Source organism: Tritonibacter mobilis (genome assembly GCF_001681715.1).
Lineage (GTDB): Bacteria > Pseudomonadota > Alphaproteobacteria > Rhodobacterales > Rhodobacteraceae > Epibacterium > Epibacterium mobile.
The window spans coordinates 1-23,576 of sequence record NZ_LNWY01000019.1 but is presented as its reverse complement, the minus strand read 5'-3'; the positions used below and the strand labels follow the sequence as shown (position 1 = coordinate 23,576).

Below are 23,576 nucleotides of genomic sequence, written 5' to 3'. Positions count from 1 at the left end.
GCGCAAAAATTTAACCCGCTAAGCTCGGAAGCCAGAGAACAATCGCCGGAAAGGCCACCAAGAGCGCAATTGTCACCGCATCCGCAATGAAGAACGGGATCACCCCGCGGAACACATCCTGCACCGACAGGTCATCACGCACGCCTGCCACCACAAAACAGTTCAGGCCAATGGGAGGCGTGATCAAGCAGAACTCGGCCATCTTCACAACCAAAATGCCAAACCAGATTGCGCACATAGGACCGGACATCCCAAACGCTGAATCCGCGGCCGAGACCATTTCCCCGCCATTCAGCGCCATAACCGCCGGATACACAACCGGGAGCGTCAATAGCAGCATACCGATTGCATCCATGAACATGCCAAGCACTGCGTAAGCCAAGAGAATACAGATCAGGATAAGCATCGGCGGCGCAGAAAGTGACGAAATCCAATCCGCAAACGCATGTGGCAGGTCCGCGAAGCCAAGGAAACGCACGTAGATCAAAACGCCCCAAATGATCGTGAAAATCATGATCGTGAGCTTTGCCGTTTCAAGCAGCGCATCCAGCAACTCTCGCAGGCGCATACCACGCAAGAGCGCCATAATGAACACGATGAACGCCCCCACTGCGCCACCTTCTGTCGGTGTGCCCCAAGCTTCACCGAAGGGGTTGTACACAAAGAAAATAATGATCACCACAACCGCAAGGATCGGTAACGCCGGGGGAAGCGACACCAACCGCTCTCGCCATGTAAACCCAGTGACCGGCGGGCCTACGGATTTGAAAATCATCGCGATTGCCACGATCAGGCCTGCGTAAACCACGGCGGAAAACGCACCGGGAATAAACCCTGCCAGCAACAGTTTGCCCACGTCCTGTTCCACGATGATGGCGTAGATCACCAAAATGGCGGATGGTGGGATCAGCGACGCCAGTGTCCCGCCTGCCGCTACGACCCCTGCCGCGAAGCGTTTGTTGTAGCCAACCGCCAGCATTTCAGGGATGCCGATACGCGCGAAGACCGCAGCGGTTGCGACCGATGCACCCGAAACAGCAGCAAATCCGGCGGTGGCAAAGACGGTCGAAACCGCAAGCCCGCCCGGCACCCACGCGATCCAGCGTTTCGCGGCCTCAAACAACGCGGTGGTCAGGCGCGCGTAATAGGCAAGATAGCCAATCAGAATGAATGTTGGGATCAAACTGAGCGCTTGGCTGGACACTTTTGAGTGTGGCACTTGGCCAGCAATTTTCACGCTGATTTCAACGGCTTTGCCAAAGCGCGCTGGATCGTAGTCAAAGCCGTTCCAACGCAACCAGACGAGGCCTACGAACCCTGCCAATCCTGCAGCAAACGCAACGCGCATACCGAGGACAACAAGAAACATCATCCCGGCAGTCACCCAGAGCCCAATCTCGATATCGCTCATTTACCTACCTCCTTCAGCTGCTCGGCTTCGGCGGCGGCTTGTTCGGCAACGGACTGAATGAGCGGAACTGCGGGCGGGCTTTTTATACCAAGCACAAATGCGCGCGCATAAGCCGCCATTTGCAAGAGTAAACGTGCCGTCAGCACAGACAGCGCAACTGGAACCACAAGTTTTGAGGGCCAGATGGGCAGGCCGATGTCGATGGAACTGTCGCGTGAACATAAGGGACGCGCGCAATCAAAAGAACGGTCAAAGTGCGCCCATGATCCCCAGACAAGCGCCACGACCAGCACCAACATGCAAAACACAGTGATAAATTCGAACAGCCAAAGGGCACGTCCCTGCAAACGACCCACAAGGATGTCCATCCGGATATGGGCACCTTCTCGCTGCACGTAAGAGACACCCAAAATGGCAATAAGGGGCATCAAGGCTTCGATATAGTCGACATACCCCGGCAGCGGACCATCCATCAAACCGATCTTGTCAAAAAACGGCGCGAGGAACGTGCGGTCCAATTGGCGACCCGCAACGGAATACGCCGCCAGAAACATAAGCGAAAACGCGGCAAGCCCGCTTAGGATCGCGGTTGCCCGTTCGATTGGCAAAAGGGTCCTGTCCAGCTTTGATATGATGCTGGAATCACTCAGCACGGTTGATGAACCTGCCATACCTTCCCCCGATATCTGAAAATGAGCTCAAGACACGCAGAGGCCCGAACCATTGGGTCCGGGCCCTACGTGATCGAGTGAAGATCAGCTGCCGCTGCGCTGATCTGCGAGTGTTTTTTGCACGAGGTCATAGAGCTCCTGCCCCGGCAGACCTTGCGCTTCCATGTCCTTGATCCATGCTTCACGGATTGGATCTGCAGCTTTGGAACGGAACTCCGCCAAGACCTTATCAGAGATCTCTACTTTTTCGACGCCTTTTTCCTCAAGCACCGCATCCCACTTTTTCAACAGCTCCCCGTAGTTCGCCAGATAATGATCCAGCGCTTCTGGAACAGAACTGTCCAGAGCTTCGCGCTCCGCGTCCGAGAGGCTTTCATATGCGTCGATGTTTACGACGACCGGGCAATTTACGGTGCCGGGGTTCAGGTTCGCCGTCCACCAATCCGCGCGGTTGATCGTGCCAAAGCTCAAGTGAGCGTGCTGCGCGAAGGAAACCGTGTCTACAACACCGGACTCCATCGCCTGATAGGCTTCTGTCGCGGTGACGGACGTGGGGACGGCTCCAACGGCCTTGAAGGCTTCGCCGATGCCACCGGTTGCACGCACTCGCATGCCCTCGAATTCAGCCAGTTCGTCGCGAACCTCACCCGTGCCAACGATGTTGTACTGCGGCATCGGCGAGGTCATCAGCAGCTTTGCGTTCCACTGAGCCATCTCATCCGCAGCGGCCGGGTGATTGTAAACAGCGCTGGAGACTGCAACTTCTTCCTCGAGGTTAGAGACGCCAAGGAAAGGCAGTTCCAGCACAGTAATCACGCGGTTCTTGTCGCGGTGATAGCCCGCACAAAATTGCGCCATCTCAAACGCACCGATGGAGATCCCATCGAGGTTTTCACGGTTCTTTGACAAGCCACCATAGCTGATATTCATGGTGAACTCGCCGTTGGTTTTCTCAGAAACAAGTTCTGCGAGCTTTTCAACATGCTCGGTAAAGGCGCGGCGCTTGCCCCAGACCGAGACATTCCATTCTGTCGCCATGGCTTCTGCAGCAAAGGCGAAGCTCAAGGACGCAAGAGCGGTAAGTCCCAAGAATTTTTTCATATTTTCCTCCCCAGTCGGATTTTTGATGTCTGGTTATGCGGGGCAGGATCACCAAATTGGGCCGCTTTGCCAACCCCAAAGTTCGCATACTCAATGATGCCGCAGCCGACTGATTTCACCGACAAGACCGCACGGCACATGCTGTGATCTATTTCGAACCGTGCTGAGGTATACCGTTTCGCTACCCTCGGTATTTTTCCCCCGCCGCGACATGGCTTGTCTCGAACACATTAAACAATGTCGCAAATCGCAGATCCAATTCGTCAAATCTCGATACAACTTTGAATCACGAGGTGCCGTCTGGGCTTGCGCAGGCGGAGAATTGGGAAGCCGGTGCAATTCCGGCGCTGCCCCCGCAACGGTCATGAGACTTGCGGGCGCGACATCTGGCCACTGGGAGGAGGAAACCCGGGAAGGCGTCGCGCTCCGACCAGTTGGTCAGTCTCTCAGCCCGGAAACCAGCCTCAGCAGATATCGTCAACCGCGGGCGGCGGTTTGGGCATCTTCAAAGGACGCGGTTCCCTCCGCTGCGGCCTAATGGATACCCTTTGCCGTACGCACCCCAACCAACCGCCAAACGTGCTGTCACCGACCGCGTTGCGCGGCAGGAGAGTCAGGAAATGAACAGCAATATCAGTGCGCTGATCGCAAATCACAATCCGGGTCACGCCCTTGCGCAGGCATTTTATAATGATGCTGAAATCTTTCAGACTGATCTGCAGGAGATCTTTTATAAGGAATGGCTCTTTGCGATCCCGGCGTGCGAGCTGGAAAAGGCTGGCAGCTATGTCACCCATCAGGTTGGCACCTACAATGTGATCATTGTGCGCGGCTCCGACAATGAAATCCGCGCCTTCCACAACTCCTGTCGCCACCGTGGATCGGTGATCTGCAAGGCGAAAAAAGGCAACAATCCAAAGCTAGTTTGCCCCTATCACCAGTGGACCTACGAGCTCGACGGTCGCCTGCTCTGGGCCCGTGATATGGGACCAGACTTCGACGCCAGCAAACATGGCTTAAAAGTTGTACACTGCCGCGAACTCGCCGGCTTGGTTTACATTTGCCTTGCAGATGACCCGCCAGATTTCGAACAGTTTGCCGATGTTGCCCGTCCGTATTTGGAAATCCATGATCTCTCGAATGCCAAGGTCGCCTTTGAAAGTTCGATCATTGAGAAGGGAAACTGGAAGCTCGTCTGGGAAAACAATCGCGAGTGCTATCACTGCGGCGGCAACCACCCTTCGCTGTGCCGCACGTTCCCAGATGATCCCTCCATCACAGGTATTGAGGGCGGCGAAACCCCGGCAAACCTGCAAGCGCATTTTGAGCGCTGCGAACAAGCCGGGATGCCCTCTACCTTTCACATGAGTGAGAACGGCCAGTTTCGCGTCGCCCGCATGCCCCTGAAAGAGGGTGCCGAAAGCTATACGCTGGACGGCAAAACCGCAGTCCGCCGGTGGCTTGGGCAAGCGGCATTCGCAGATGCCGGGTCACTGCTGAAGTTTCACTATCCAACCACATGGAACCATTTTCTCGCCGACCATTCCATCGTGTTTCGGGTCACACCGATCAGCCCAACAGAAACCGAAGTCACCACCAAATGGCTGGTGAACAAGGATGCTGTCGAAGGGGTCGATTATGATCTAAAGCGGCTCACCGAGGTCTGGATCGCCACCAACGATGAGGACCGTGAGGTGGTAGAGTTCAATCAAATGGGCATCAATTCACCTGCCTATGAACCCGGCCCCTACTCGGAGGTGCAGGAAAGCGGCGTGTTGCAATTCGTCCAGTGGTACCTCGAAACCCTCAAGCGCAACAGCGGCCCAACAGCTGTAGCGGCGGAGTAAACGATCATGCCGAGAAACAGCGAACGCGCGATCTGGAAAGATACGGAGATGCTGGAATGCGTCTCCATTATTCCCGAAATGGACAATACGGCGTCTTTCACCTTTAAGGCGCCCTCTGGTGCCCTTTTTGAATATGACCCCGGCCAGTTCATGACAGTGGAGATCCCGGTTCCGGGTGGACCATTGCACCGAACCTACACGATCTCATCCTCGCCGTCGCGGCCGCGTAATATCACCATCACCGCCAAGGCTCAGCGCGATAGTATCGGAACACGCTGGATGTTGGACAACCTGCGCCCTGGTAGCCGGATCAAAGCGCTGGGTCCGGCAGGTCTGTTCACCAACGCCAACAGCTCAGCAAAGAAGTTCCTGTTTATCTCCGCAGGCTCTGGCATCACACCGATGATGTCGATGACGACAAGCATGTGGGATGATGGCGACAACCTCGACATCGTCTTTGTCAATTGTGCCAAACGCCCCTCAGAGATCATCTTTCGCCAACGCTTGGAACAGATGGCAAGCCGATCTGAGGGTTTGGATCTGAAATTCGTGGTCGAAGAGCCTGACCCCTATCGGCCCTGGACAGGGTATCAGGGTGTCTTCAACCAGTTGATGCTTGGCCTCATGGCCCCGGACTATCTGGAACGCGAAGTCTATTGCTGCGGTCCAGAGCCCTTTATGCAAGCCGTGCGGGACGCGCTCGCAGGCCTCGGCTTTGATATGGAAAACTATCATCAAGAAAGCTTCCACGCACCGGTTGAAACCGCGGCAGAGCAACCTGACTTTGATGATGTGGTGCTGGACGATGAAACCAAGGTCGAGGTGACGTTCGAAACCTCTGGTGTTACCGCAAAGGTTGCGGAAACGGACACGATCCTTGCAGTAGCACGTGCAAATGGTTTGAATATCCCCTCCGGCTGCACCTTTGGGGTCTGCGGCACCTGCAAGGTTAAGAAAACCTCAGGCGAGGTTCACATGGTGCATAACGGTGGCATATCGGACGACGATATCGAAGCTGGCTACATCCTTGCGTGTTGCTCAAATCCGATCGGAAAGGTCTCTGTCGAGATTTGATCCCGAAGAAACAGTGAAAGTGGCCAATGCCGCGCTTTGGCCAAGCGCGGCATTTTCGTTCACCGGCGCTCACACAAAATCCTATCGAGAGTGTCGCATAACATTCATATGAAGCCTCTATGAGGTTCATATGAAACCAAACGACTCAATATTCCGCTGCCCTTGCTCGATCGACATCGCTCACACCGCGCGTGCCTCTCGCGGCGTCTTGATCAATGTCGCCATGCTCAAAGGGGATAGCACATGACCGTTGCGGCAAACGGACAGGCCATCTCACTTCAGCATGTGCGGAAGGTCTGGGGGCAAACCGTCTCATTAGAGGACCTCAGCCTTGAGGTTCCAGCCGGATCTTTCACAGCCGTATTGGGCCCCTCGGGGTGCGGCAAGTCGACCACGCTGCGTATTATCGCGGGCCTTGAGTCTGTCAGCGCAGGGAAGGTTCTGATCGGTGGTCGCGATGTCACAGAATATAGCCCGGCGCAACGCGGCATCTCCATGGTGTTTCAGTCTTATGCCCTATTCCCGCATCTGACCGTCGCAGAGAATATTGTCTTTGGCTTAAAAGTTGCGGGGGTACCCCGGCAGGAACGGCAACGTCGCCTGAATGAGGTGGCAGAACTGCTTGAGCTTGCCCCCTATCTCAATCGCAAACCTGCAGCGCTGTCGGGCGGGCAGCAGCAACGGGTCGCCTTGGGTCGCGCGGTCATTTCACAGCGCCCGGTCTGCCTGATGGACGAGCCGCTGTCCAATCTCGACGCGCGTCTGCGTGACGAGATGCGCCGCGAAATCCGTCGCCTGCAGCGCGCGCTTGGCTTTACTATGGTTTACGTGACGCACGACCAGACCGAGGCCATCACCATGGCCGACCGGGTTGTGCTGATGAACAAGGGGCAGATTGAACAGGTCGCATCCCCAGAGGAGATCTATCAGCGCCCCGCCACCCCCTTTGCTGCGCGTTTCATCGGTACACCGCCGATGAACCTGTTGCCTCCCGCCGCTTTTGGCGAGGCCTTACGCGGGGTGCCTGAGACCTTGCGCATTGGTGTAAGGCCCGAAGCACTGACGGAGTCAGCGGATGGCCCAATCACAGCACAGGTCAAAGGCGCGGAGTTCCTTGGCGCTGACACGCTGGTTGAACTGAACTGCGCGGGAGCGGATCTCTTGGCAAAATTGCCGGGCACGCGCAGTCTGACGCCGGGAGAAACCCTGCGTCTGGCTGTGACGCCAGATCAACTCCACGCGTTTGATATCGCACAGAATTCGCGGCTTGAAGACGAAAGCCTCGCCGCACGTATCCGAGACATTCAAAGATGAACCGTCGAAGCGATTGCGGACCAGCCGCGATCAGGCGGTTTTGCCATGGCTCCCGATTTCGACAGGGGGCGCTCAATGCCGGACGACGACCGGCTGTGAAAGCAACGGAGAGACACCATGCTGATGACGAAATTCAAGGCAGCCGCCGCTGCCCTTGCATTTGCCGCTGCCCCTGCAGCGGCTGATGTTGACTTGCAGTTCTACTTCCCGGTCGCCGTCGGCGGTGCCGCGGCAGACACCATCGAGGAACTGACGGCGCAATATGTGGCAGAAAATGAGGGTGTAAATATCGAGGCCATCTATGCCGGCTCCTATCAGGACACCGTAGCCAAAGCGCTCACCGCTGCGCGCGGCGGCAATGCTCCGCAACTGTCGGTGATCCTGTCGGTCGACATGTTCACGCTCCTCGATGAAGACCTGATCATGCCCTTTGATGACTTTGCCACCAGCGAAGAAGACAAGGCATGGCTGAACTCCTTCTATCCGGCGTTCATGGAGAATTCCCAGACCGGCGGAAAAACCTACGGCATCCCCTTCCAGCGCTCGACCCCGGTTCTGTACTGGAACAAAGAAGCCTTCAAAGCCGCAGGCCTTGATCCCGAAACGCCCCCGGCGACCTGGGACGAGATGGTTGAGATGGGCAAAAAGCTGACCCTGAAGGACGATGCAGGCAATGTGACCCAATGGGGTGTGCGCATCCCGTCCTCGGGCTTTCCGTATTGGCTGTTTCAGGGCCTGACCACCGAGAACGGCGCGATCCTTGCCAACGCGGATGGCAACGAGGTGAGCTTTGACGACCCGAAGGTTGTTGAAGCACTGGACTACCTTGTGGACCTCTCCAAGGAACACAAAGTGATGGCACCCGGCATCATTGAGTGGGGCGCTACTCCCAAGGCGTTCTTTGAGGGTCAGACCGCAATGATGTGGACCTCGACCGGCAATCTGACCAACGTGCGCAAAAATGCTCCGTTTGACTTTGGTGTGGCGATGTTGCCTGCAAACAAACGTCGTGGCGCACCGACCGGTGGTGGCAATTTCTTCCTCTTCAAGGGGGCTTCGGACGAACAGGCCAAGGCAGCGTTTGATTTCGTGAAGTGGATTTCCGGGCCGGAGCAATCCGCCAAATGGACCATTGCAACCGGCTATGTGGCACCGCGCCCCGAAACATGGGAAACTGAAACCATGAAAGCCTATGCGGCTGAGTTCCCACCGGTTCTGGTCGCCCGCGATCAGCTGGAACATGCTGTGGCGGAACTCTCAACCTATGAAAACCAGCGCGTGACCCGCATCTTTAACGACGCGCTCGCGGCTGCAATCACCGGTCAGAAAACCTCCGAAGAAGCACTGAAAGAAGCGCAAGCCAAGGCCGACGCGATCCTTCAGGACTACCGCTAAAATCAACCCCATGCGCGCTGCCCGATCAGAGTTAGCGCGCATGTTTTTCAGGAGCCGAAAATGCTGCGCACACGAGGCTGGATACACGCTTGGCTGCTGTTGCTGCCGGGCTTTGTTTTCCTGATCGCTTTTACACATCTCCCTGCACTGACCACGTTGTGGAGCAGCTTTTTCACCACGCCACGGGGGCGACGTCCCGCCAAATGGGCAGGCCTTGAGAATTACGACACACTGATCGGCGATCCGATTTTCTGGAAGGTTCTGTGGAATAACGCAATTTACGCCGCCGGAACCATCCCGCTCTCGATCATTATTGCGCTGGTCATGGCCCTTTGGGTCAACCGCCAATTGGCTGGTCGTGGCTTTGTACGGATGGCCTATTTCACGCCCACTGTGTTGCCAATGATCGCTGTCGCCAACATCTGGATGTTCTTCTATACCCCCGGCTTCGGGCTTATCGACCAGATTGGCGGCGCGCTTGGTTTTGGTCAGACCAATATTCTTGGTTCTGCGAACTCTGCGCTCTTTGGTGTGATGGTGGTAACGATCTGGAAGGAAGCGGGGTTCTTCATGATCTTCTACCTCGCGGCGCTGCAAACCATCCCGACCTCGCTGATTGAGGCTGCGCGTGTCGAAGGCGCCGGGGGCTGGACCATCTTTCGCCGCATCACCTTACCTCTGCTGATGCCGACCACGCTTTTTGTCTCGATCAACGCAGTGGTGAACTCGTTCCGCATGGTTGATCACATCTTCATCCTGACGGGAGGCGGACCGGACAATGCTTCCTCTCTATTGCTGTTCTACATCTACGAAGTGGCCTTCCGTTTTTGGGATACGGCCTACGCTGCAACGCTGACCGTTGTGTTGTTGGTCTTCCTGATGATCCTAGCCATCGGGCAGTTCTTCCTCTTTGATCGCAAGGTACACTACAGATGACAGCTGATCGTATTCTGAACACTGCCGGTGCATGGGCGTTGGCGCTGATCTGGGTGTTGCCGCTGGCCTATGCGATCTGGACAGCAGTTCATCCGGCGGCTTATGAGGCGCGGTTTGATCTTTTTGCGCCGCTCACGCTAGAGAACTTCATCAAGGCTTGGAACGCGGCTCCTTTCGGGCGCTATTTCCTCAACACATTCGTGTTGGTGACCGTGATCCTCGCAGGTCAGATCGTCCTGTGCACTTTCGCCGCCTATGCCTTTGCCCGCTATCAATTTCCCGGACGCGGCGTATTGTTCGGGCTGGTGTTGCTGCAATTGCTGATCATGCCCGACATCCTCATCGTTGAGAACTACAAGGCCATCCGGCTTCTCGATCTTGTCGATACAATCCCCGCAATTGCATTGCCCTATATTGCATCGGGGTTCGGGATTTTCCTGTTGCGTCAGACATTTATGTCTGTCCCCAAGGAATTGGAAGAAGCGGCGCAAGTCGAAGGCATGTCGACACTTGGTATTCTGGTAAAGGTCTACATGCCCTTGGCGATCCCGACCTATCTCGCCTACGGCCTGGTGTCGGTGAGCCACCATTGGAACAATTTCCTCTGGCCCCTGATCATCACCAACTCGGTAGAGACGCGCCCCGTTACGGTCGGTCTGAGCATCTTTTCAGCGATCGATTCAGGTGTCGAATGGAGCGTCATCAATGCAGCCACATTGATGACGTCCGGACCACTCTTGCTGGCCTTTTTGCTGTTTCAACGCCAGTTTGTTCAGAGCTTCATGCGCGCTGGGATCAAATAGCCATCCGCATCATGCCCGCATATCAATCTCCAGCAGCATCGGACCTGCGAGCGGCAGCATTTCCGCCAATGCGACAGCAAGCTGCGCGGGTGATATACGCCTGAACCCCAACCGATAGGCCGCTGCAATCGCCTCAAAATTTGGCGCGCCGGGGTGGCATCCAGTGGCTGCAATACCCGCCGCCTCCATTGAATTGGCAATCTCTAGGTATGCGTTGTTATTCCAGACCACAAACAGGACGGGGAGGTTCTCATCACTGGCCACACCCAGCTCGGGAAGGGTGAACTGTGCCCCCCCGTCCCCCATCAATGCAATGACCGGTGCGGAAGGATCTGCAAGCGCAGCCCCTATTGCAGCAGGGATCGCATAACCCAGCGCGCCAAAACCGGTTGCACCATTGAACCAGCCACCCGGTCGATCATGATCAAAGTACAAGTTGGCCGCATAGACCGCTTGTGTTGAATCTCCCACCAAGACCGCCCTGGGCATGGCCTCTCGCAGGGTTTCAACTTGGGCTATGAAATCTCCATAGCCGGGCGTCTGTGATTCAACTTCTTGACGGGCAGCGTTTCGCGCGCGCTCTGCACGAGATGCCCCATTTGTTTTCGCTTTTTCAGTAACTTGGCACGCCAATTCAGGCAGGCACTCGTTCAGATCTGCAAGGAGAGTACGTTCTGCAGGGTGACGCGCGAGTTGTTCGTCGCACACATCAATGCGCAGCAACGTGTCCATCTCGGGATAAGTCCCGGTTGCGTACATATCATAGTCCGTCGGACCCAATTCGGTGCCCAATGCCAGAACGCAGTCGGCTTGTGCAATCAAGCTGCGCACAGATTGCAACGACGGGCTGGCGGGGACTGTTAAAGGATGCCCATGCATCAAACCGCGTGAATTTACTGTCTGAACCACCGGCGCATCTAGCTTCTCAGCCAGCTGCGTTAGCGCCTGATCTTGTCGACGACACCCACCACCAACAAGGATTACGGGATGAGCGCTATCGGCCAATGCCTGAACAAAAGGTTCAAGATCCGGCTGCGATTGCTGGCATTGTGTTGTGATCGACAGGGGGGGTGAAACAGGTAGATCCATCACATCAGTGGGCACCTCGATATGAACTGGTCCTGGGCGACCTTCGAGTGCCGCAAAGCTGCGCGTCAACGCACCCTCCAGATCAGCCCCACTCGCGATATGCTCCGCATGTTTGGACACTGTTTGTGAGAGGCCGATCTGATCGGGCAACTCGTGCAAAAGCCCCAACCCCTTACCGAGGCTGTCGCGACGATTGACCCCAGTGACAACAATCATAGGGGCACTATCTGCACGCGCTTGCGCCATGGGCGTCATTGTATTCACGAGGCCCGGCCCCGTGATCACAAACACCACACCGGGCTTGCCAGACACGCGCGCATAACCATCGGCCATAAAGCCTGCACCTTGTTCATGGCGTGGGGTAATGTGGCGAATGTCCGCGTTCTCAATTCCACGATACAGTTCTATCGTGTGCACACCCGGGATGCCGAATATGATCTCCACTCCACGATCAACGAGATTTTGAACTAAGGTCTGGCCGACTGTTACCATGGGCATTTCCTAAATAAATAATAGATATCAGACAGATGTAGGCAGTCCGAGAATGCGAAACACCGTCTCCTCTGCGAGTGCGGTCAATCTGTCATGAGGCAACATATCGGGGAGCATGGACCCTTCCAGCCAAAGCCCGTCCAAAACGGCGTTACAGGCAATCGCTTTTGCTTCCACCTCCGCAGGAGTCGCGGGACTGCCCTGTGACACCAATGCCTCTCTGATGAGCGGCTCTAGCGTGTTTCGAAAACCTAAATATGTATCGCTGTGAATTTGCTTCATACGATCGTCATGTGGGACCATCTGGATAAACCCGGCCCAAATCTGCAAGCTCTCGCCATTGGTCACCGGTGCAGACAGCGTATCACGTATGCACTGCCTTAGACGGTCAGGTAACGGACGACTGATGTCGCCTGCAGAAGACAACGAAAGATGCGCCATATTCTGCATGTGGTGAGCATATGCTGCGTACATCAAATCTTCTTTGGTGCGGAAGTGATGGCGGATCAGACTAAAGGCAACGCCTGCTTCGGCAGATATTTCACGCACTGTCGCTGCGGAAACACCTTTGCGCGCGATAACCCGCAAAGTGGCCTCGATTAACTGCTCTCGACGCTGTTCAGGATTCTCGCGACGAAACTTGGGTTCTTTAGGGGCGGCATTCACTATAAGCGTCCTCACTTTTATTGCACAATCGTACAATTAATGTCCAACGTCAAGCAAGAGCCCTCATGTAGAGTGCTGGCAGCCAGATCACATCGGATTCTAGCACCGGTGACGAAAAACGCGGGTACGTCACTTGAAGATGTTCGAGAACGACACGGTATCATCACTTAAAACCCCTGAACGCGAATGCATTCAGGGGTTTGTGACTAACTTTGACCATAGACGCTGAATTCTAAATCAGAACAGGGTCACATTGTCTGCGGCGGCAGGTTTGCGAACCGGAGCTGCCTGCGTACGTGCAACTGCTGCGCGCTCTTCTTCACCTAGTCGACGATCATCGGCCACATGGGTCTGCTGCGCGGCACCCGAGCAGGCGTGAAAGCGTACCCTGCGTGCAGATGTGCCCCCGACCGACGAAGAAATCACCGGGATGCCCTCCTCTCTGAGAAACCGTTGTACGAAGTCCGCATTATTTGCACCGATGTCAGATAGGTTGGCAGACATCTTTGCACCGCCAAAAACTTTCGCTTTGAGGTTAGACCGCAACGCGCCTTTCTTCATGATCCCGTTGATCAGAAGCTCCATCGCATGCACACCATATCGCGCACTGACACCTCCAGCACCCGATGAGGATGCGAGTAGGAAGTGGTTCATGCCGCCAACACCGACCTGTTCATCATAGATGCAAGCCGCAATGCAGGAACCCAAAACGGTTGAGAAAACCACCTTAGGATCGGTCGTAACTTTATAGTCACCCTGCAGAACAGTGACCGTACTCGTATTTTGAAAAACATTCGACAAAGCGGCTTCCTTCCAGATGTCTCGTCTCAGGTCTTGCAGGCTTGCAGAATTGCACCGGCCATTCTGGCCAAGGGCACTTGTTTTTGCGCGGCCCCGATTTCCCAGGCAACTCTGGGCATTCCGTAGACCACGGCAGTTTTCTCGTCTTGGGCGAATGTCGCTGCACCTGCTTTTCGCAGATCCAACATCCCCTTTGCCCCATCTTGCCCCATACCAGTTAAAATTGCGGCAACGACATCTTTGGCAAATGGGACTGCGGACGAAAATAAAGCGTCAACTGAAGGCGTATGCCCAGAGATATTCGGGCCCTCTTTCATCCGAATCTTGAAGGGCTTTCGGGGTGTGACTCCCATATGTCGTGGCTGGCCCGCAGCGATATAAACGTGACCGCTTTGTAGGGGAATATTGTCTTCAGCCGCGACAACTTTGGCGGGACAAATCCGATCAAGCAGGGAAACCAGACCGCTGCCAAAACTCTTTCCCGTATGCTGCACGATCAAAGTGGGCGGACATTGGATCGGAAAGCCCACCAGAACATTTCTCAGCGCCTCGACGCCGCCGGTCGAAGACCCAATCAGGATGATCTTCTTGAAGTCATCCCTGCCAACAGAGGGCTTTGCTGAAGTTGCCGATGGCGAATTTCTACGCGGCGCTTTGATCATCATATCAAAGTACTGAATGAACTGACGCGGGCTGTCGGATTTGGTCAGCTCAAAAATACCCGCCCCCACATTGAGCAGCGGCGAAGATCGGCGCGCTGGCGTGGAGTTCCGATCGTCCATCACCGAAACCCACCGCACGTCCAGCGCCGAAAACAGCGCCAACATCATCTCAAATTCCGGCAGTTTCGTGAAGCCATCTTCAACAAATGCAAAACTAGGCTGCCCAGCTTCGGCCTGATTATAGGCCATCATCAAATTGTTGGCCAACAGCACCTGCAAGCCGGGATAAGCAGCTTCCATCTGACTCTGCAGAGTCCGGGCAAAGTTACGATCAGTGGTGACTATCAAAACGCTCAATGAAGACAATTTACTACCCGTTTGTTTGCCCCGGAGACCCGGGAAGTTCATGTTCAGCGACGTAGAACCGGTCAACTAAGGACCACGTATTTCGCCCGCTCATTCAAAAATCTTGCCAGAGGTCGCGCGCTGCAGACCCGCTAGAGGAAGGCATTGGTACTGGTGGATCAAATTCAAGATCATCTCCATGTGCTGAGACTTGCATCGGTTCACAATCCGGGCTTGTGACCTCCGGTATTGTTACGGTGCGCATTGGTGCGACCGGTTGCCCCGTTTGAAACTGCGCAACCAAATCGGCCAATTTTCCCGCATCAGATTTCAACAAATGACTGGCAGCGGTCGCCTCTTCGACCATTGCCGCATTTTGTTGGGTGACCTGATCCAACTGCGTCACGCCGTCATTAATTTCACTCAATCCGGCGGATTGTTCTGCTGCACCTTCGGCGATTTCAGACACCAAGCTCGAGATATGCGAAACACGCTCGACAATCGATTTCAGAGAACTCCCTGCCTCGCCAACAAGGTTGACGCCGTCCCCAACATGTTGAGTGGATTCTGAAATAAGATTTTTGATCTCAAGTGCTGCTTGAGAAGAGCGCTGCGCCAGACCGCGCACCTCCGATGCGACAACGGCAAACCCACGCCCTGCTTCGCCTGCGCGTGCGGCTTCGACCCCGGCATTTAGAGCCAAGAGATTGGTCTGAAAAGAAATATCGTCAATGACAGAGATGATCTGCGCGATTTTTTCTGACGATTGCTCGATCTTGGTCATGGCATCTACGGCATTGCGCACGACAATATCGCTTTTCTGCGCTTCGCCCTGCGCCTGCTTGACGATGTCCTCGACATTCTTTGCGCCTGCTGCAGCCGATTTAACGCTCGCCGTCAACTCATCCAGCGCGGCCACAGTCTGTTCCAGTGTTGCGGCCTGTGCTTCGGTACGGGACGACAAATCATCCGAGGCTTGGCTGATTTCATCGGAGCCGGATCGAATCCCCCCTGCGGTATCCGCAACTTGCCGCACCACACCGCTCAACTCCGTGAGAGCAGCGTTGAAATCTGTTCTCAGCTTTTCGTGTTCATCATCGAAAGGATTGGTGATCCGATGTGCAAGGTTTCCGTTTGCCAGTTGCACAAGGCCTTCACTGATATGATGGACCACCTCTGCTTGCTGAACTTGGAGTTCCTGTCGGCGCGCTTCCGCTTCTTTGGCGGCTCTCAGATCCCCTTGCATGGTTTGAAGAACTTTACCCATATGACCAAACTCATCCCAGCGATCCGCCTCGGGGATAGGAGCATCCAGTTTCCCTTCACTGATTTGACTCATACGTTCTGACAGCCCGTCGATCGGTTTGAGAAAGCTACGCGCGAACCACCAACCGATTGCGGTCATAAGCAGCGCGCTCGCCAGAGATGTCAGGATCAACAACCACCTGTCATTGCGTACCGGGGCCAGAACTTCCGCGCGCTCCTGCTCTACTGTCAAAAACCAGGTCACGCCCGGTATTGAGAGTTGTCGGCTTAACGCGACCACAGGAGTACCGCGCAGCCCGACAGCGTTGCGATCAAACACTTGGCCCTGCTCTGCGACACGTTCTTGGGTCGAAAATGTCAGCGCATCCAGCATATTGTGACCATCATCGAATCGTGATCGCGACCGCGCCTGGCCATCTTCGGCGACCAGAAAGACTTCGGTACTTTCGCCTAGCCCCTCGGACGGGGTAATGATCTGATTCACGAGAGATTCCGGTATCTGCAAAATCAACACGCCCACCACTTGACCGCTGCTCGCCACGATTTGCGTTCCAACAAATGCCTTCGGAGAATTCCCTCGCGGTGCAAAACGGTCAAAATCGGAAAACACAATCTCGTCTGTCGGTGCAGACATGATCCGCTGAAACGTAGAAGCCAGACTGCTGTCTTTCAGCGCGCCCGATAGCAGGTTGCTGCCGTAATCATCTTGCTTTGCGACTGTGTAAATTACATCGCCTGCAACCGTCACCAGATAGGCGTCGCTGTATCCCTTTGAGACCAACAGCTCTCTGAACGACGGATGAAATGTTGCGTGATGAATGTTGTACGGGATCGTTTTCTGAGCTCGATCCATCTTGAATCGTTCATCTGGCGCGTTGGGGTTTTCAGAAATGTACATCTGTCGCAGCGTTTCTGCTGGCGAATCGCTCACTCCACCCCATGCGGCAGAGATACGTTGTGTAGCGGTCGCCGTAGACGGCATCTGCGCGAGCACCTCAACATCTGCACGAATGGATTTGAACAAAGCCGTCAAGACTGTCTCACGGTCAGAGACGATGGATTCGAATCGATTCGCGACCGTGACCCACGCGTTTCTCTGATAATTTACGGTACTGACCGTCACGAGAATGGTACTGGCCAGCACCGCGAATCCCACAAGAAATGCAGGTAGTTTGTAGCGAATCTTCAGTCGAGACAGCGCAGTCATTAGGGCCTCCAAGACGACGCATCCAATATGATGCGCATGATACTTGGGGATATGTCTCCTCCATCAGGGGTTAATTTGCGCCTTACGGGGGCAAATTCGATCTTCTTATATTCTCTCGGTGACATCTTATAGCCGGTCGAACTGCAATCTTATCCCTTCCAAGGCGCTATGCTGGGTCAGCAGGTCTGCTTCATGAGTCCGAACAAAATCGGCTTTAGCGATCTTTGGTGATTTCTCCAGAAGGGCGGAAATCAAATGTTAAGGCCCTGAAGCTAAGACTGCTCCCATCGAACTGAAATCAATCGCCTTAAACGGGGGTGCGAATCGCGAATATGACCACCGAAACGCAAAAGCATACTCTGGATTTGCCCAATGCCTTCGCGGATCTAGACCCACTGGTCGCCTTTCTCAACGCCTCTCGTGACAAGGCTGTTGAGGTCGATTGCAGCAAAGTTGCGGTAATGCCGTCTCGCTGCCTGCAACTGCTTTTGGGAGCAGAGCAACAGTGGCGTTCCGAGGGCCTGGGTTTCTCGGTCACTAATGTCAACGAGGGGTGCAGAAAATCCCTCACCCTTCTGGGTTTGGAACCCAACCGATTTGAAGACGAGGAAACAGTATGAAAACCAAAGTTCTGGCAATCGACGACTCTCGTACTATCCGGAATCTGCTGGCGGCAACGCTGGAAGAAGCGGGTTTTGAGTACCATTGCGCCGTTGATGGGCGTGAAGGCGTTGACATGTATGATGATGTGGCGCCCGATGTTGTGATTACCGACATCAACATGCCCAATCTTGATGGCTTTGGTGTGATCGAGGAACTGCGGGGGGACGGCATCAACTCCAAGGTACCGATCCTCGTGCTGACGACCGAGAGCGCACCTGAGATGAAAGCACGCGCTCGCGACGCTGGCGCAACTGGCTGGATTACCAAACCTTTTGACGATCAATCCCTGATTTTTGCGCTAAAGCGCGTGACCGGAGCGGTTGCATAAAATGTCGGGGTCGATTCAAGATACATTCTTTGAGGAGTGTGAAGAGCTCCTCGAAGCGATGGATGAGGGTCTGACCGCTATCGAAGGAGGCGATCACGATCCCGAGGTTGTCAATGCCGTGTTCCGGGCTGTGCACTCGATTAAGGGTGGTGCCGGGGCATTTGGGCTTGATGAGTTAGTGGCATTTGCCCACAAATTTGAAACCGTCTTTGACGAGGTTCGGTCCAACAAACTCGAACTTGATACCAAGCTGATCCAGTTGCTTTTGCGCTGTAGCGATCATCTTGCGGATCTTGTCACCGTTTCTCGCGATGGCGGCAGCGTCGATGAGGAACACAATGATGTCCTCATTGCAGGCCTTGAAGAGTATCTCGACGAGGAAGAAGAGGATCTCACGTTTGAGCCTATGGGGCTCGGCGGCCCTTCGGTTCCGTTGCCTTTGGCAGCGGAGGAAGAGAAGTCCTATGAAATTCGCTTCCGGCCGCTCAAAGAAATGTTTGGGACCGGCAACGAACCATTCTTCTTGTTTCAGGCTCTGTCCGAGCTTGGCACGCTAGAGGTTGTTCTGGATGAAACAGAACTCCCCGGTTTTGATGCCATGGCGATGGATGACAGTTACCTCGCCTGGAACCTGACCTTGACCACGACAGAGCCGAAATCTGCGGTTGAAGCAGTATTCGAATTTGTCGAAGGCCTGTGTGAACTCTCAATTGCATCCGACAAGGACGCAGAGGAGGAAGCCGCTGCCCTGGCTGCACTGAACGCCGCATTTGGCGTCCCCGGGGATAGTGCCGAGCCCGAGACGCCAGCCCCTTTTGACGCGCCGGCACCTGCAGAGGCTACTCCAATGGCAACTCCTCAAGCGACGGAAAAGGTCGAAACAGTAAAGCCGGAGAGCAATAAGTCAGAACAACGCGGACCTAAGCCGACCCTTCGTGTTGATCTGGAGCGGGTGGACCGGCTGATCAACGCGGTTGGCGAGCTCATCATCAACCATTCGATGTTGGCGCAGCAGATTGCCAACCTTGATGTGGCTGATCTGCGCGATGTCGAAACTGAACTGGAAGGCTTTAAGAATCTGGCGCGCGACATACAGGAAGGCGTCATGTCTATCCGTGCGCAGCCCGTGAAGCCACTCTTTCAGAGGATGGCACGTATTGTCCGCGAGGCATCATCGGCGACGGAGAAAACGGCAAAACTGATCACTGAAGGTGAAAATACCGAGGTCGACAAGACCGTAATCGAGCGCCTCTCTGATCCGTTGACGCACATCCTTCGGAATGCTGTCGATCATGGCATCGAAAAACCGGAAGATCGTGAAGCCGCTGGCAAGAACCGAACCGGTGAAATTCGCCTATCAGCGTCGCACCGGTCCGGCAGTGTCTGCATCGAAATTAAAGACAATGGTGCAGGGATCAATCGTCCCCGCGTCAAGCAGATCGCCATTGAGAAGGGATTGATCCCGGAAAATGCCGACCTGACAGATGCAGAAATCGACAACTTGCTGTTCTTGCCGGGATTCTCCACTGCAAAGGAGGTGTCAAACCTCTCTGGACGTGGTGTTGGCATGGATGTGGTCAAAAACGCGGTGACGGCACTGGGCGGCAGGATCAACGTCTCGTCCACGCCGGGCAAAGGATCTACCTTTACCATCATATTGCCCCTCACTTTGGCAGTCATGGACGGCATGGTTGTGTCCGTTGCGGATCAAACCATGGTTGTCCCGATTACATCCATCATTGAGACGATGCGTGGCAGTGATGACATGATCAACAGCCTGGGCGCTGACGGCACGTTGCTGTCCATTCGCGGCAACTTTGTCCCGATTTGTGACGTAGCGGGTGCTCTCGGGTTGCGCAAACCCGAAGGCGACAAACCACCTGGAGTGTATCTCTTGGTAGAAACGGAAACGGGGCAACGTAGCGCCCTCGCCGTGGACGATATTCACGACCAACGACAGGTCGTGATCAAAAGCCTCGATGGCGTTTGTGGAAACATCCCAGGCGTGGCAGCGGCAACGATCTTGGGCGACGGTAAAATCGCCATGATCTTGGACTCAGAAAGCATCATCGCGGCCTCGCCGACATCGGCCACCTTTGATTCAGATCGGAGAATGAGCAATGCAATCGCAAGCTGAAGTTAAAATTGGCGACCAAGAGGTCAAACATGCTCAGCAGAGCGAGTTTGTAAGTTTCACCGTTGCCGGCCAGGCCTTCTGCCTGAAAATCACCCAAATCCGGGAAATCCGCCGCTGGGCTCCTGTCACAATCCTACCGCATGCTCCTATGGATGTGCTGGGTGTGATGAATTTGCGCGGCGCAGTGATTCCGATCTATGATCTATCCGCCCGTTTCGGCCTGCAACAAACAGAGGCAAGCGAACGGAATGTCGTGATCGTGGTTGCTGTTCATGGCAAGCCCGTGGGACTGCTGGCAGAATCCGTGTCCGAGATCATCTCGATCAATCCAGAAGAGATCCAAGACACTCCCCCTGTCGATAGCCGATACACGATGGAGTATATTCAGGGGATCATTTCCCATGATGACACCATGGTTCGTATCATCAATCTGGACGCTGTCATTTCTGCACCGGAGCAAGGCCTCTCGTGAGCATCGCTGGTCAAATCGAACCCTTTGACGATGGCATTATCCTGTCTGATCAGGATTTCGAGGCCATTGCTCAATTCGCATACAAACACTTCGGCTTGGCGATGTCGCCAAGCAAGAAACCTCTGGTCTCTTCACGCTTGTCTCGGAAATTGAGAAAGCAAAACATCAAAGCGTTCAAAGAATATTTGAAGCAGCTAGATGGACCAAATGCGGATCAAGAAAGAAGCGAACTTCTGTCCCTGCTGACCACCAATGTGACGCAGTTCTTCCGGGAACCGCATCATTTTGAGACGTTGCGCAATGACGTTCTTCCACCATTGCTGGAGAAGGCAAAGAAAGGGGGGCGCGTCCGAATTTGGTCCGCGGGATGTTCCATCGGACAGGAGCCCTACACAATCGCCGCTGTCCTGCACGACATGTGCCCCGATGCGGATCGTTACGACATAAAGATCCTGGGCACAGACATCGACCCGGTTGTCGTCAGAACAGCAGAGGAAGGCCAATATCCGCTAGAGGATTTTGATGGCATTCCCAAACAGTACAAGATGAAGCTCGAACCGGGCGCGAAACAGGGTACCGGCCGCGTGCCTCAGCACCTACGCCAGAAGGTCACCTATGGTGTGCTGAACCTGATTGAGCCTTTCCCATTCAAAGGGAAGTTCGATGCAATCTTTTGTCGCAATGTCGCAATCTACTTCGACAATCCGACGCAACAGAAAGTGTGGCAAGCGTTCCAACGCACACTGACCCCCGGCGGGTACCTTTTCATAGGTCACTCAGAACGAATGTCCGGCCCGGCATCACAACATTTGAAGACGGTCGGCATCACAACATACGTCAATACCCCAGGCTAGTTTCACTCACGGTTAGCCAAGACGAGAACACGAGGAAAAAACGATGAGCTTGAAAGACTCTCTGCGCGTGATGGTTGTCGACGACATGTCGACCAGCCGAGGCATTCTTACCCAGTGTCTCGATGAACTCGGCGTCAAGAACTATCTCGTCGAAAACAACGGGCAATCTGCGTTCCAAAAACTGGCGACCAATCCAGTTCACTTGGTGCTATCGGATTACAACATGCCCGGCATGGATGGTCTCGGTCTGCTGCAGGCAGTACGTGGGCATGCTGCGACCCAACGCATTGGTTTCATTCTGGTGACGGGCAAACCGACCCCTGAAATGATCGAGGTTGGCAAGAAGCTCGGCTTGAATAATATCATTCGCAAGCCCTTCACGGTCGCATCTATGCGACAGGCTATCGAACAAGTTGTGGGGCGCCTGTGAGATGAGCGCGAATTCTTCTAAACCGCTCGATACTGTTTATGCAAATTCGGCGCGCGAAATGCGCCAACTGCAAAAGCAGATTCAGCAGCTTGAAGATACAGTGCTGACAATACTCGAGCGTCGTTCCCCCCCCACCAGCGCTGAAATTCGTGAGCTGCAAGATTTTGACCTGATCTCCCAAACCCTTGGAGGGATGTCCACTTTCTTTGACACTTTGCGAGAGCAGGTTGGAACAGAGGACTGTACTGATATCGACTTGGCAACCGACAGTATTACCCTCCAACTATTGCGAGATAGACTCCGAGAACGACATGAACTCTTCGAACTCTGAACAGTTCGGTTAATAGATAAGCCGTGCAGCACTCGCAAAGACATAGGTCAATGCGTGCTGCGCGGCTTATGCTGTTTAGCCACATAGGGGGCGTTGTTGCACAAATCGGGTAAGGGATTCACGACATGAATCCAGGCTGATAGCTGGTAGGCATGAACTCTTGGGCCCCTACGAAGTACAAGACCACGAACTGGTCGGCTTACAATGAAGCACTGCGTCAGCGGGGATCATTGACGATTTGGTTTAATCCTGTCATGGAATGGATCCCTCTGCCGACCGAGAAGCGCGGTCACCAACAGAGCTTCAGCGATGCCGCGATCCAGACCTGTTTGACGATGAAGGTGCTCTTTGGCATGCCCCTGAGACAGACGACCGGGTTCGTGCAGAGCCTGCTGCAGTTGGTCGGGCTTGACTGGACCATGCCGGACTTCAGCACCCTGTGCCGCCGCCAAAAGGCGCTGAACGTGAGCATCCCCTATCACGGCGGTACAGGCGGAGCGTAATTCAGTCACTTCTGCGAGACAACCAGGACCATCACTTCGACGTCGTCCTCGCCGAAGGTCTGGATCGCCTTAGCCGCAACCAAGCGGATGTGACGCAAATCTACCAACAGATGTCATTCACCGATACGCTGATCCATACACAGTCCGAAGGCGAGATCTCGGAGCTACAAGGGCACGATGGGGGCAAAACAACTGCGCAACCGATGGGAAATGCGGTCATGGAAAGACCTGCGTAACATGGTGGGCGACGCCTACACCGAGTTCTGTGAAAAGATCCGATACACCCGCCCCACCACCGACAGCAACCGCGCCCGCTGGCCCTTACACAACCTCTGGCGCGAGGTCGCCAGCGTCATCGCCAATGACCTGCATGAGAACTGCTCTGGTGTCCTGCCAAGCGATGTGATCGAGACCAACCGGGCCGAACATTTGCGGATGCTGGACCGGCAAATCCTTGGGCTACTGGTGTCCCACGCGGCGGCGTCTGGGATCCAACCTTCCCATTTCGGAGAGTTTTTGGACACCCAGATCGAGGCGATCCAGCGCATGTCTGATGAACACCCGATACCGATTAATGAAAGGATTGGGAAGGCAGTAGATAGGTACCGATTCAAGTAAGGGAAACCCGCGAATTAAAAGGGGCGACAAGCGAATCTCTACTCCTTCGAGCGAGTCTGATCATCATGTTCACTTTGCAATGTAAGACCGACCTCAACCGCAAGAGTACCCAGTTCATAACCTCTTGTTTGATTTTCCTGCTAGGACGTGTTGACAAAAG

At 54.8% G+C, this 23,576-nt stretch carries 23 protein-coding genes, 1 pseudogene and 1 riboswitch; of the genes and pseudogenes, 16 read left to right on the top strand and 8 right to left on the bottom strand.

Going from position 1 to position 23,576, the window contains the following annotated elements:
* Positions 1 to 10: 10 nt before the first annotated feature.
* From UB90_RS18065 to UB90_RS18055, 3 genes are all read right to left on the bottom strand, one after another.
* The gene (locus UB90_RS18065) at positions 11 to 1,411 is read right to left on the bottom strand and encodes a TRAP transporter large permease (RefSeq protein ID WP_005612896.1); all 1,401 of its coding nucleotides are present in this window, start codon (positions 1,409 to 1,411) and stop codon (positions 11 to 13) included.
* Positions 1,408 to 2,082 (bottom strand): TRAP transporter small permease subunit, encoded by a 675-nt coding sequence (locus UB90_RS18060; RefSeq protein WP_039982249.1) that lies wholly within the window; start codon positions 2,080 to 2,082, stop codon positions 1,408 to 1,410. The genes UB90_RS18065 and UB90_RS18060 overlap by 4 nt, the downstream gene beginning before the upstream one ends.
* Before the next feature lie 84 nt (positions 2,083 to 2,166).
* On the bottom strand, positions 2,167 to 3,183 hold the full coding sequence (locus tag UB90_RS18055) for a C4-dicarboxylate TRAP transporter substrate-binding protein (protein ID WP_065325078.1): 1,017 nt from the start codon (positions 3,181 to 3,183) through the stop codon (positions 2,167 to 2,169).
* A gap of 274 nt (positions 3,184 to 3,457) precedes the next feature.
* Positions 3,458 to 3,664: riboswitch (cobalamin riboswitch) on the top strand.
* A 139-nt stretch (positions 3,665 to 3,803) separates the two neighbouring features.
* Between UB90_RS18055 and UB90_RS18050 the strand changes: the two genes are divergently transcribed.
* From UB90_RS18050 to UB90_RS18025, 6 genes are all read left to right on the top strand, one after another.
* Positions 3,804 to 5,030 (top strand): aromatic ring-hydroxylating oxygenase subunit alpha, encoded by a 1,227-nt coding sequence (locus UB90_RS18050; RefSeq protein ID WP_065325080.1) that lies wholly within the window; start codon positions 3,804 to 3,806, stop codon positions 5,028 to 5,030.
* Positions 5,031 to 5,036: 6 nt separating this feature from the next.
* A complete protein-coding gene (locus UB90_RS18045) occupies positions 5,037 to 6,104 on the top strand; it encodes an FAD-binding oxidoreductase (protein WP_065325082.1) in 1,068 nt (355 codons plus the stop codon).
* Positions 6,105 to 6,347: 243 nt separating this feature from the next.
* On the top strand, positions 6,348 to 7,418 hold the full coding sequence (locus tag UB90_RS18040) for an ABC transporter ATP-binding protein (protein ID WP_065325084.1): 1,071 nt from the start codon (positions 6,348 to 6,350) through the stop codon (positions 7,416 to 7,418).
* 117 nt (positions 7,419 to 7,535) lie between these two features.
* Positions 7,536 to 8,813, top strand: a complete 1,278-nt coding sequence (locus UB90_RS18035; RefSeq protein ID WP_005612878.1) for an ABC transporter substrate-binding protein — start codon at positions 7,536 to 7,538, stop codon at positions 8,811 to 8,813.
* A gap of 60 nt (positions 8,814 to 8,873) precedes the next feature.
* A complete protein-coding gene (locus UB90_RS18030) occupies positions 8,874 to 9,749 on the top strand; it encodes a carbohydrate ABC transporter permease (protein ID WP_065325086.1) in 876 nt (291 codons plus the stop codon).
* Positions 9,746 to 10,552: a carbohydrate ABC transporter permease gene (locus UB90_RS18025; protein WP_065325088.1), complete on the top strand. Its 807-nt coding sequence runs from the start codon at positions 9,746 to 9,748 to the stop codon at positions 10,550 to 10,552. Before UB90_RS18030 ends, UB90_RS18025 begins: the two co-directional genes overlap by 4 nt.
* A 9-nt stretch (positions 10,553 to 10,561) precedes the next feature.
* Here the strand turns inward: UB90_RS18025 and UB90_RS18020 are convergent, their stop codons facing one another.
* From UB90_RS18020 to UB90_RS18000, 5 genes are all read right to left on the bottom strand, one after another.
* Positions 10,562 to 12,133 carry a 5-guanidino-2-oxopentanoate decarboxylase gene (locus UB90_RS18020; RefSeq protein WP_065325090.1) on the bottom strand — a complete coding sequence of 524 codons (1,572 nt, stop codon included), beginning with the start codon at positions 12,131 to 12,133 and terminating at the stop codon, positions 10,562 to 10,564.
* 27 nt (positions 12,134 to 12,160) lie between these two features.
* The gene (locus tag UB90_RS18015; RefSeq protein WP_065325112.1) at positions 12,161 to 12,799 is read right to left on the bottom strand and encodes a TetR/AcrR family transcriptional regulator; all 639 of its coding nucleotides are present in this window, start codon (positions 12,797 to 12,799) and stop codon (positions 12,161 to 12,163) included.
* 237 nt (positions 12,800 to 13,036) lie between these two features.
* Positions 13,037 to 13,600, bottom strand: a complete 564-nt coding sequence (locus UB90_RS18010) for a chemotaxis protein CheD (protein WP_065325091.1) — start codon at positions 13,598 to 13,600, stop codon at positions 13,037 to 13,039.
* Positions 13,601 to 13,626: 26 nt separating this feature from the next.
* Complete coding sequence (locus UB90_RS18005; RefSeq protein ID WP_050774557.1) at positions 13,627 to 14,562, bottom strand: CheB methylesterase domain-containing protein; 936 nt, start codon at positions 14,560 to 14,562, stop codon at positions 13,627 to 13,629.
* Between the two features lie 160 nt (positions 14,563 to 14,722).
* Positions 14,723 to 17,080 carry a methyl-accepting chemotaxis protein gene (locus tag UB90_RS18000; RefSeq protein WP_065325092.1) on the bottom strand — a complete coding sequence of 786 codons (2,358 nt, stop codon included), beginning with the start codon at positions 17,078 to 17,080 and terminating at the stop codon, positions 14,723 to 14,725.
* A 332-nt stretch (positions 17,081 to 17,412) separates the two neighbouring features.
* On the opposite strand from UB90_RS18000, the gene UB90_RS17995 reads away from it, so the two are divergent.
* The 10 genes and pseudogenes from UB90_RS17995 to UB90_RS17955 all read left to right on the top strand — a co-directional run bounded on the left by UB90_RS17995 (position 17,413) and on the right by UB90_RS17955 (position 23,416).
* A complete protein-coding gene (locus UB90_RS17995) occupies positions 17,413 to 17,700 on the top strand; it encodes an STAS domain-containing protein (protein WP_005612862.1) in 288 nt (95 codons plus the stop codon).
* Positions 17,697 to 18,071, top strand: coding sequence for a response regulator (locus tag UB90_RS17990; RefSeq protein WP_005612860.1), 375 nt, complete (start codon positions 17,697 to 17,699; stop codon positions 18,069 to 18,071). Before UB90_RS17995 ends, UB90_RS17990 begins: the two co-directional genes overlap by 4 nt.
* Before the next feature lies 1 nt (position 18,072).
* Complete coding sequence (locus UB90_RS17985; protein ID WP_065325094.1) at positions 18,073 to 20,208, top strand: chemotaxis protein CheA; 2,136 nt, start codon at positions 18,073 to 18,075, stop codon at positions 20,206 to 20,208.
* The gene (locus UB90_RS17980) at positions 20,192 to 20,680 is read left to right on the top strand and encodes a chemotaxis protein CheW (RefSeq protein ID WP_005612856.1); all 489 of its coding nucleotides are present in this window, start codon (positions 20,192 to 20,194) and stop codon (positions 20,678 to 20,680) included. Before UB90_RS17985 ends, UB90_RS17980 begins: the two co-directional genes overlap by 17 nt.
* Complete coding sequence (locus UB90_RS17975; RefSeq protein ID WP_009175623.1) at positions 20,677 to 21,534, top strand: CheR family methyltransferase; 858 nt, start codon at positions 20,677 to 20,679, stop codon at positions 21,532 to 21,534. The genes UB90_RS17980 and UB90_RS17975 overlap by 4 nt, the downstream gene beginning before the upstream one ends.
* Positions 21,535 to 21,577: 43 nt before the next feature.
* The gene (locus tag UB90_RS17970; RefSeq protein WP_005612843.1) at positions 21,578 to 21,964 is read left to right on the top strand and encodes a response regulator; all 387 of its coding nucleotides are present in this window, start codon (positions 21,578 to 21,580) and stop codon (positions 21,962 to 21,964) included.
* Between the two features lies 1 nt (position 21,965).
* The gene (locus tag UB90_RS17965) at positions 21,966 to 22,295 is read left to right on the top strand and encodes a hypothetical protein (protein WP_039982235.1); all 330 of its coding nucleotides are present in this window, start codon (positions 21,966 to 21,968) and stop codon (positions 22,293 to 22,295) included.
* A 152-nt stretch (positions 22,296 to 22,447) separates the two neighbouring features.
* Positions 22,448 to 22,789: pseudogene (locus tag UB90_RS17960) on the top strand (transposase); the annotation flags it as partial.
* A complete protein-coding gene (locus UB90_RS23330) occupies positions 22,735 to 23,034 on the top strand; it encodes a recombinase family protein (RefSeq protein WP_074712614.1) in 300 nt (99 codons plus the stop codon). The pseudogene UB90_RS17960 and the gene UB90_RS23330, both read left to right, overlap by 55 nt.
* Positions 22,976 to 23,416, top strand: coding sequence for a hypothetical protein (locus UB90_RS17955; RefSeq protein ID WP_227512130.1), 441 nt, complete (start codon positions 22,976 to 22,978; stop codon positions 23,414 to 23,416). The genes UB90_RS23330 and UB90_RS17955 overlap by 59 nt, the downstream gene beginning before the upstream one ends.
* The last annotated feature ends 160 nt before the right edge of the window (positions 23,417 to 23,576 follow it).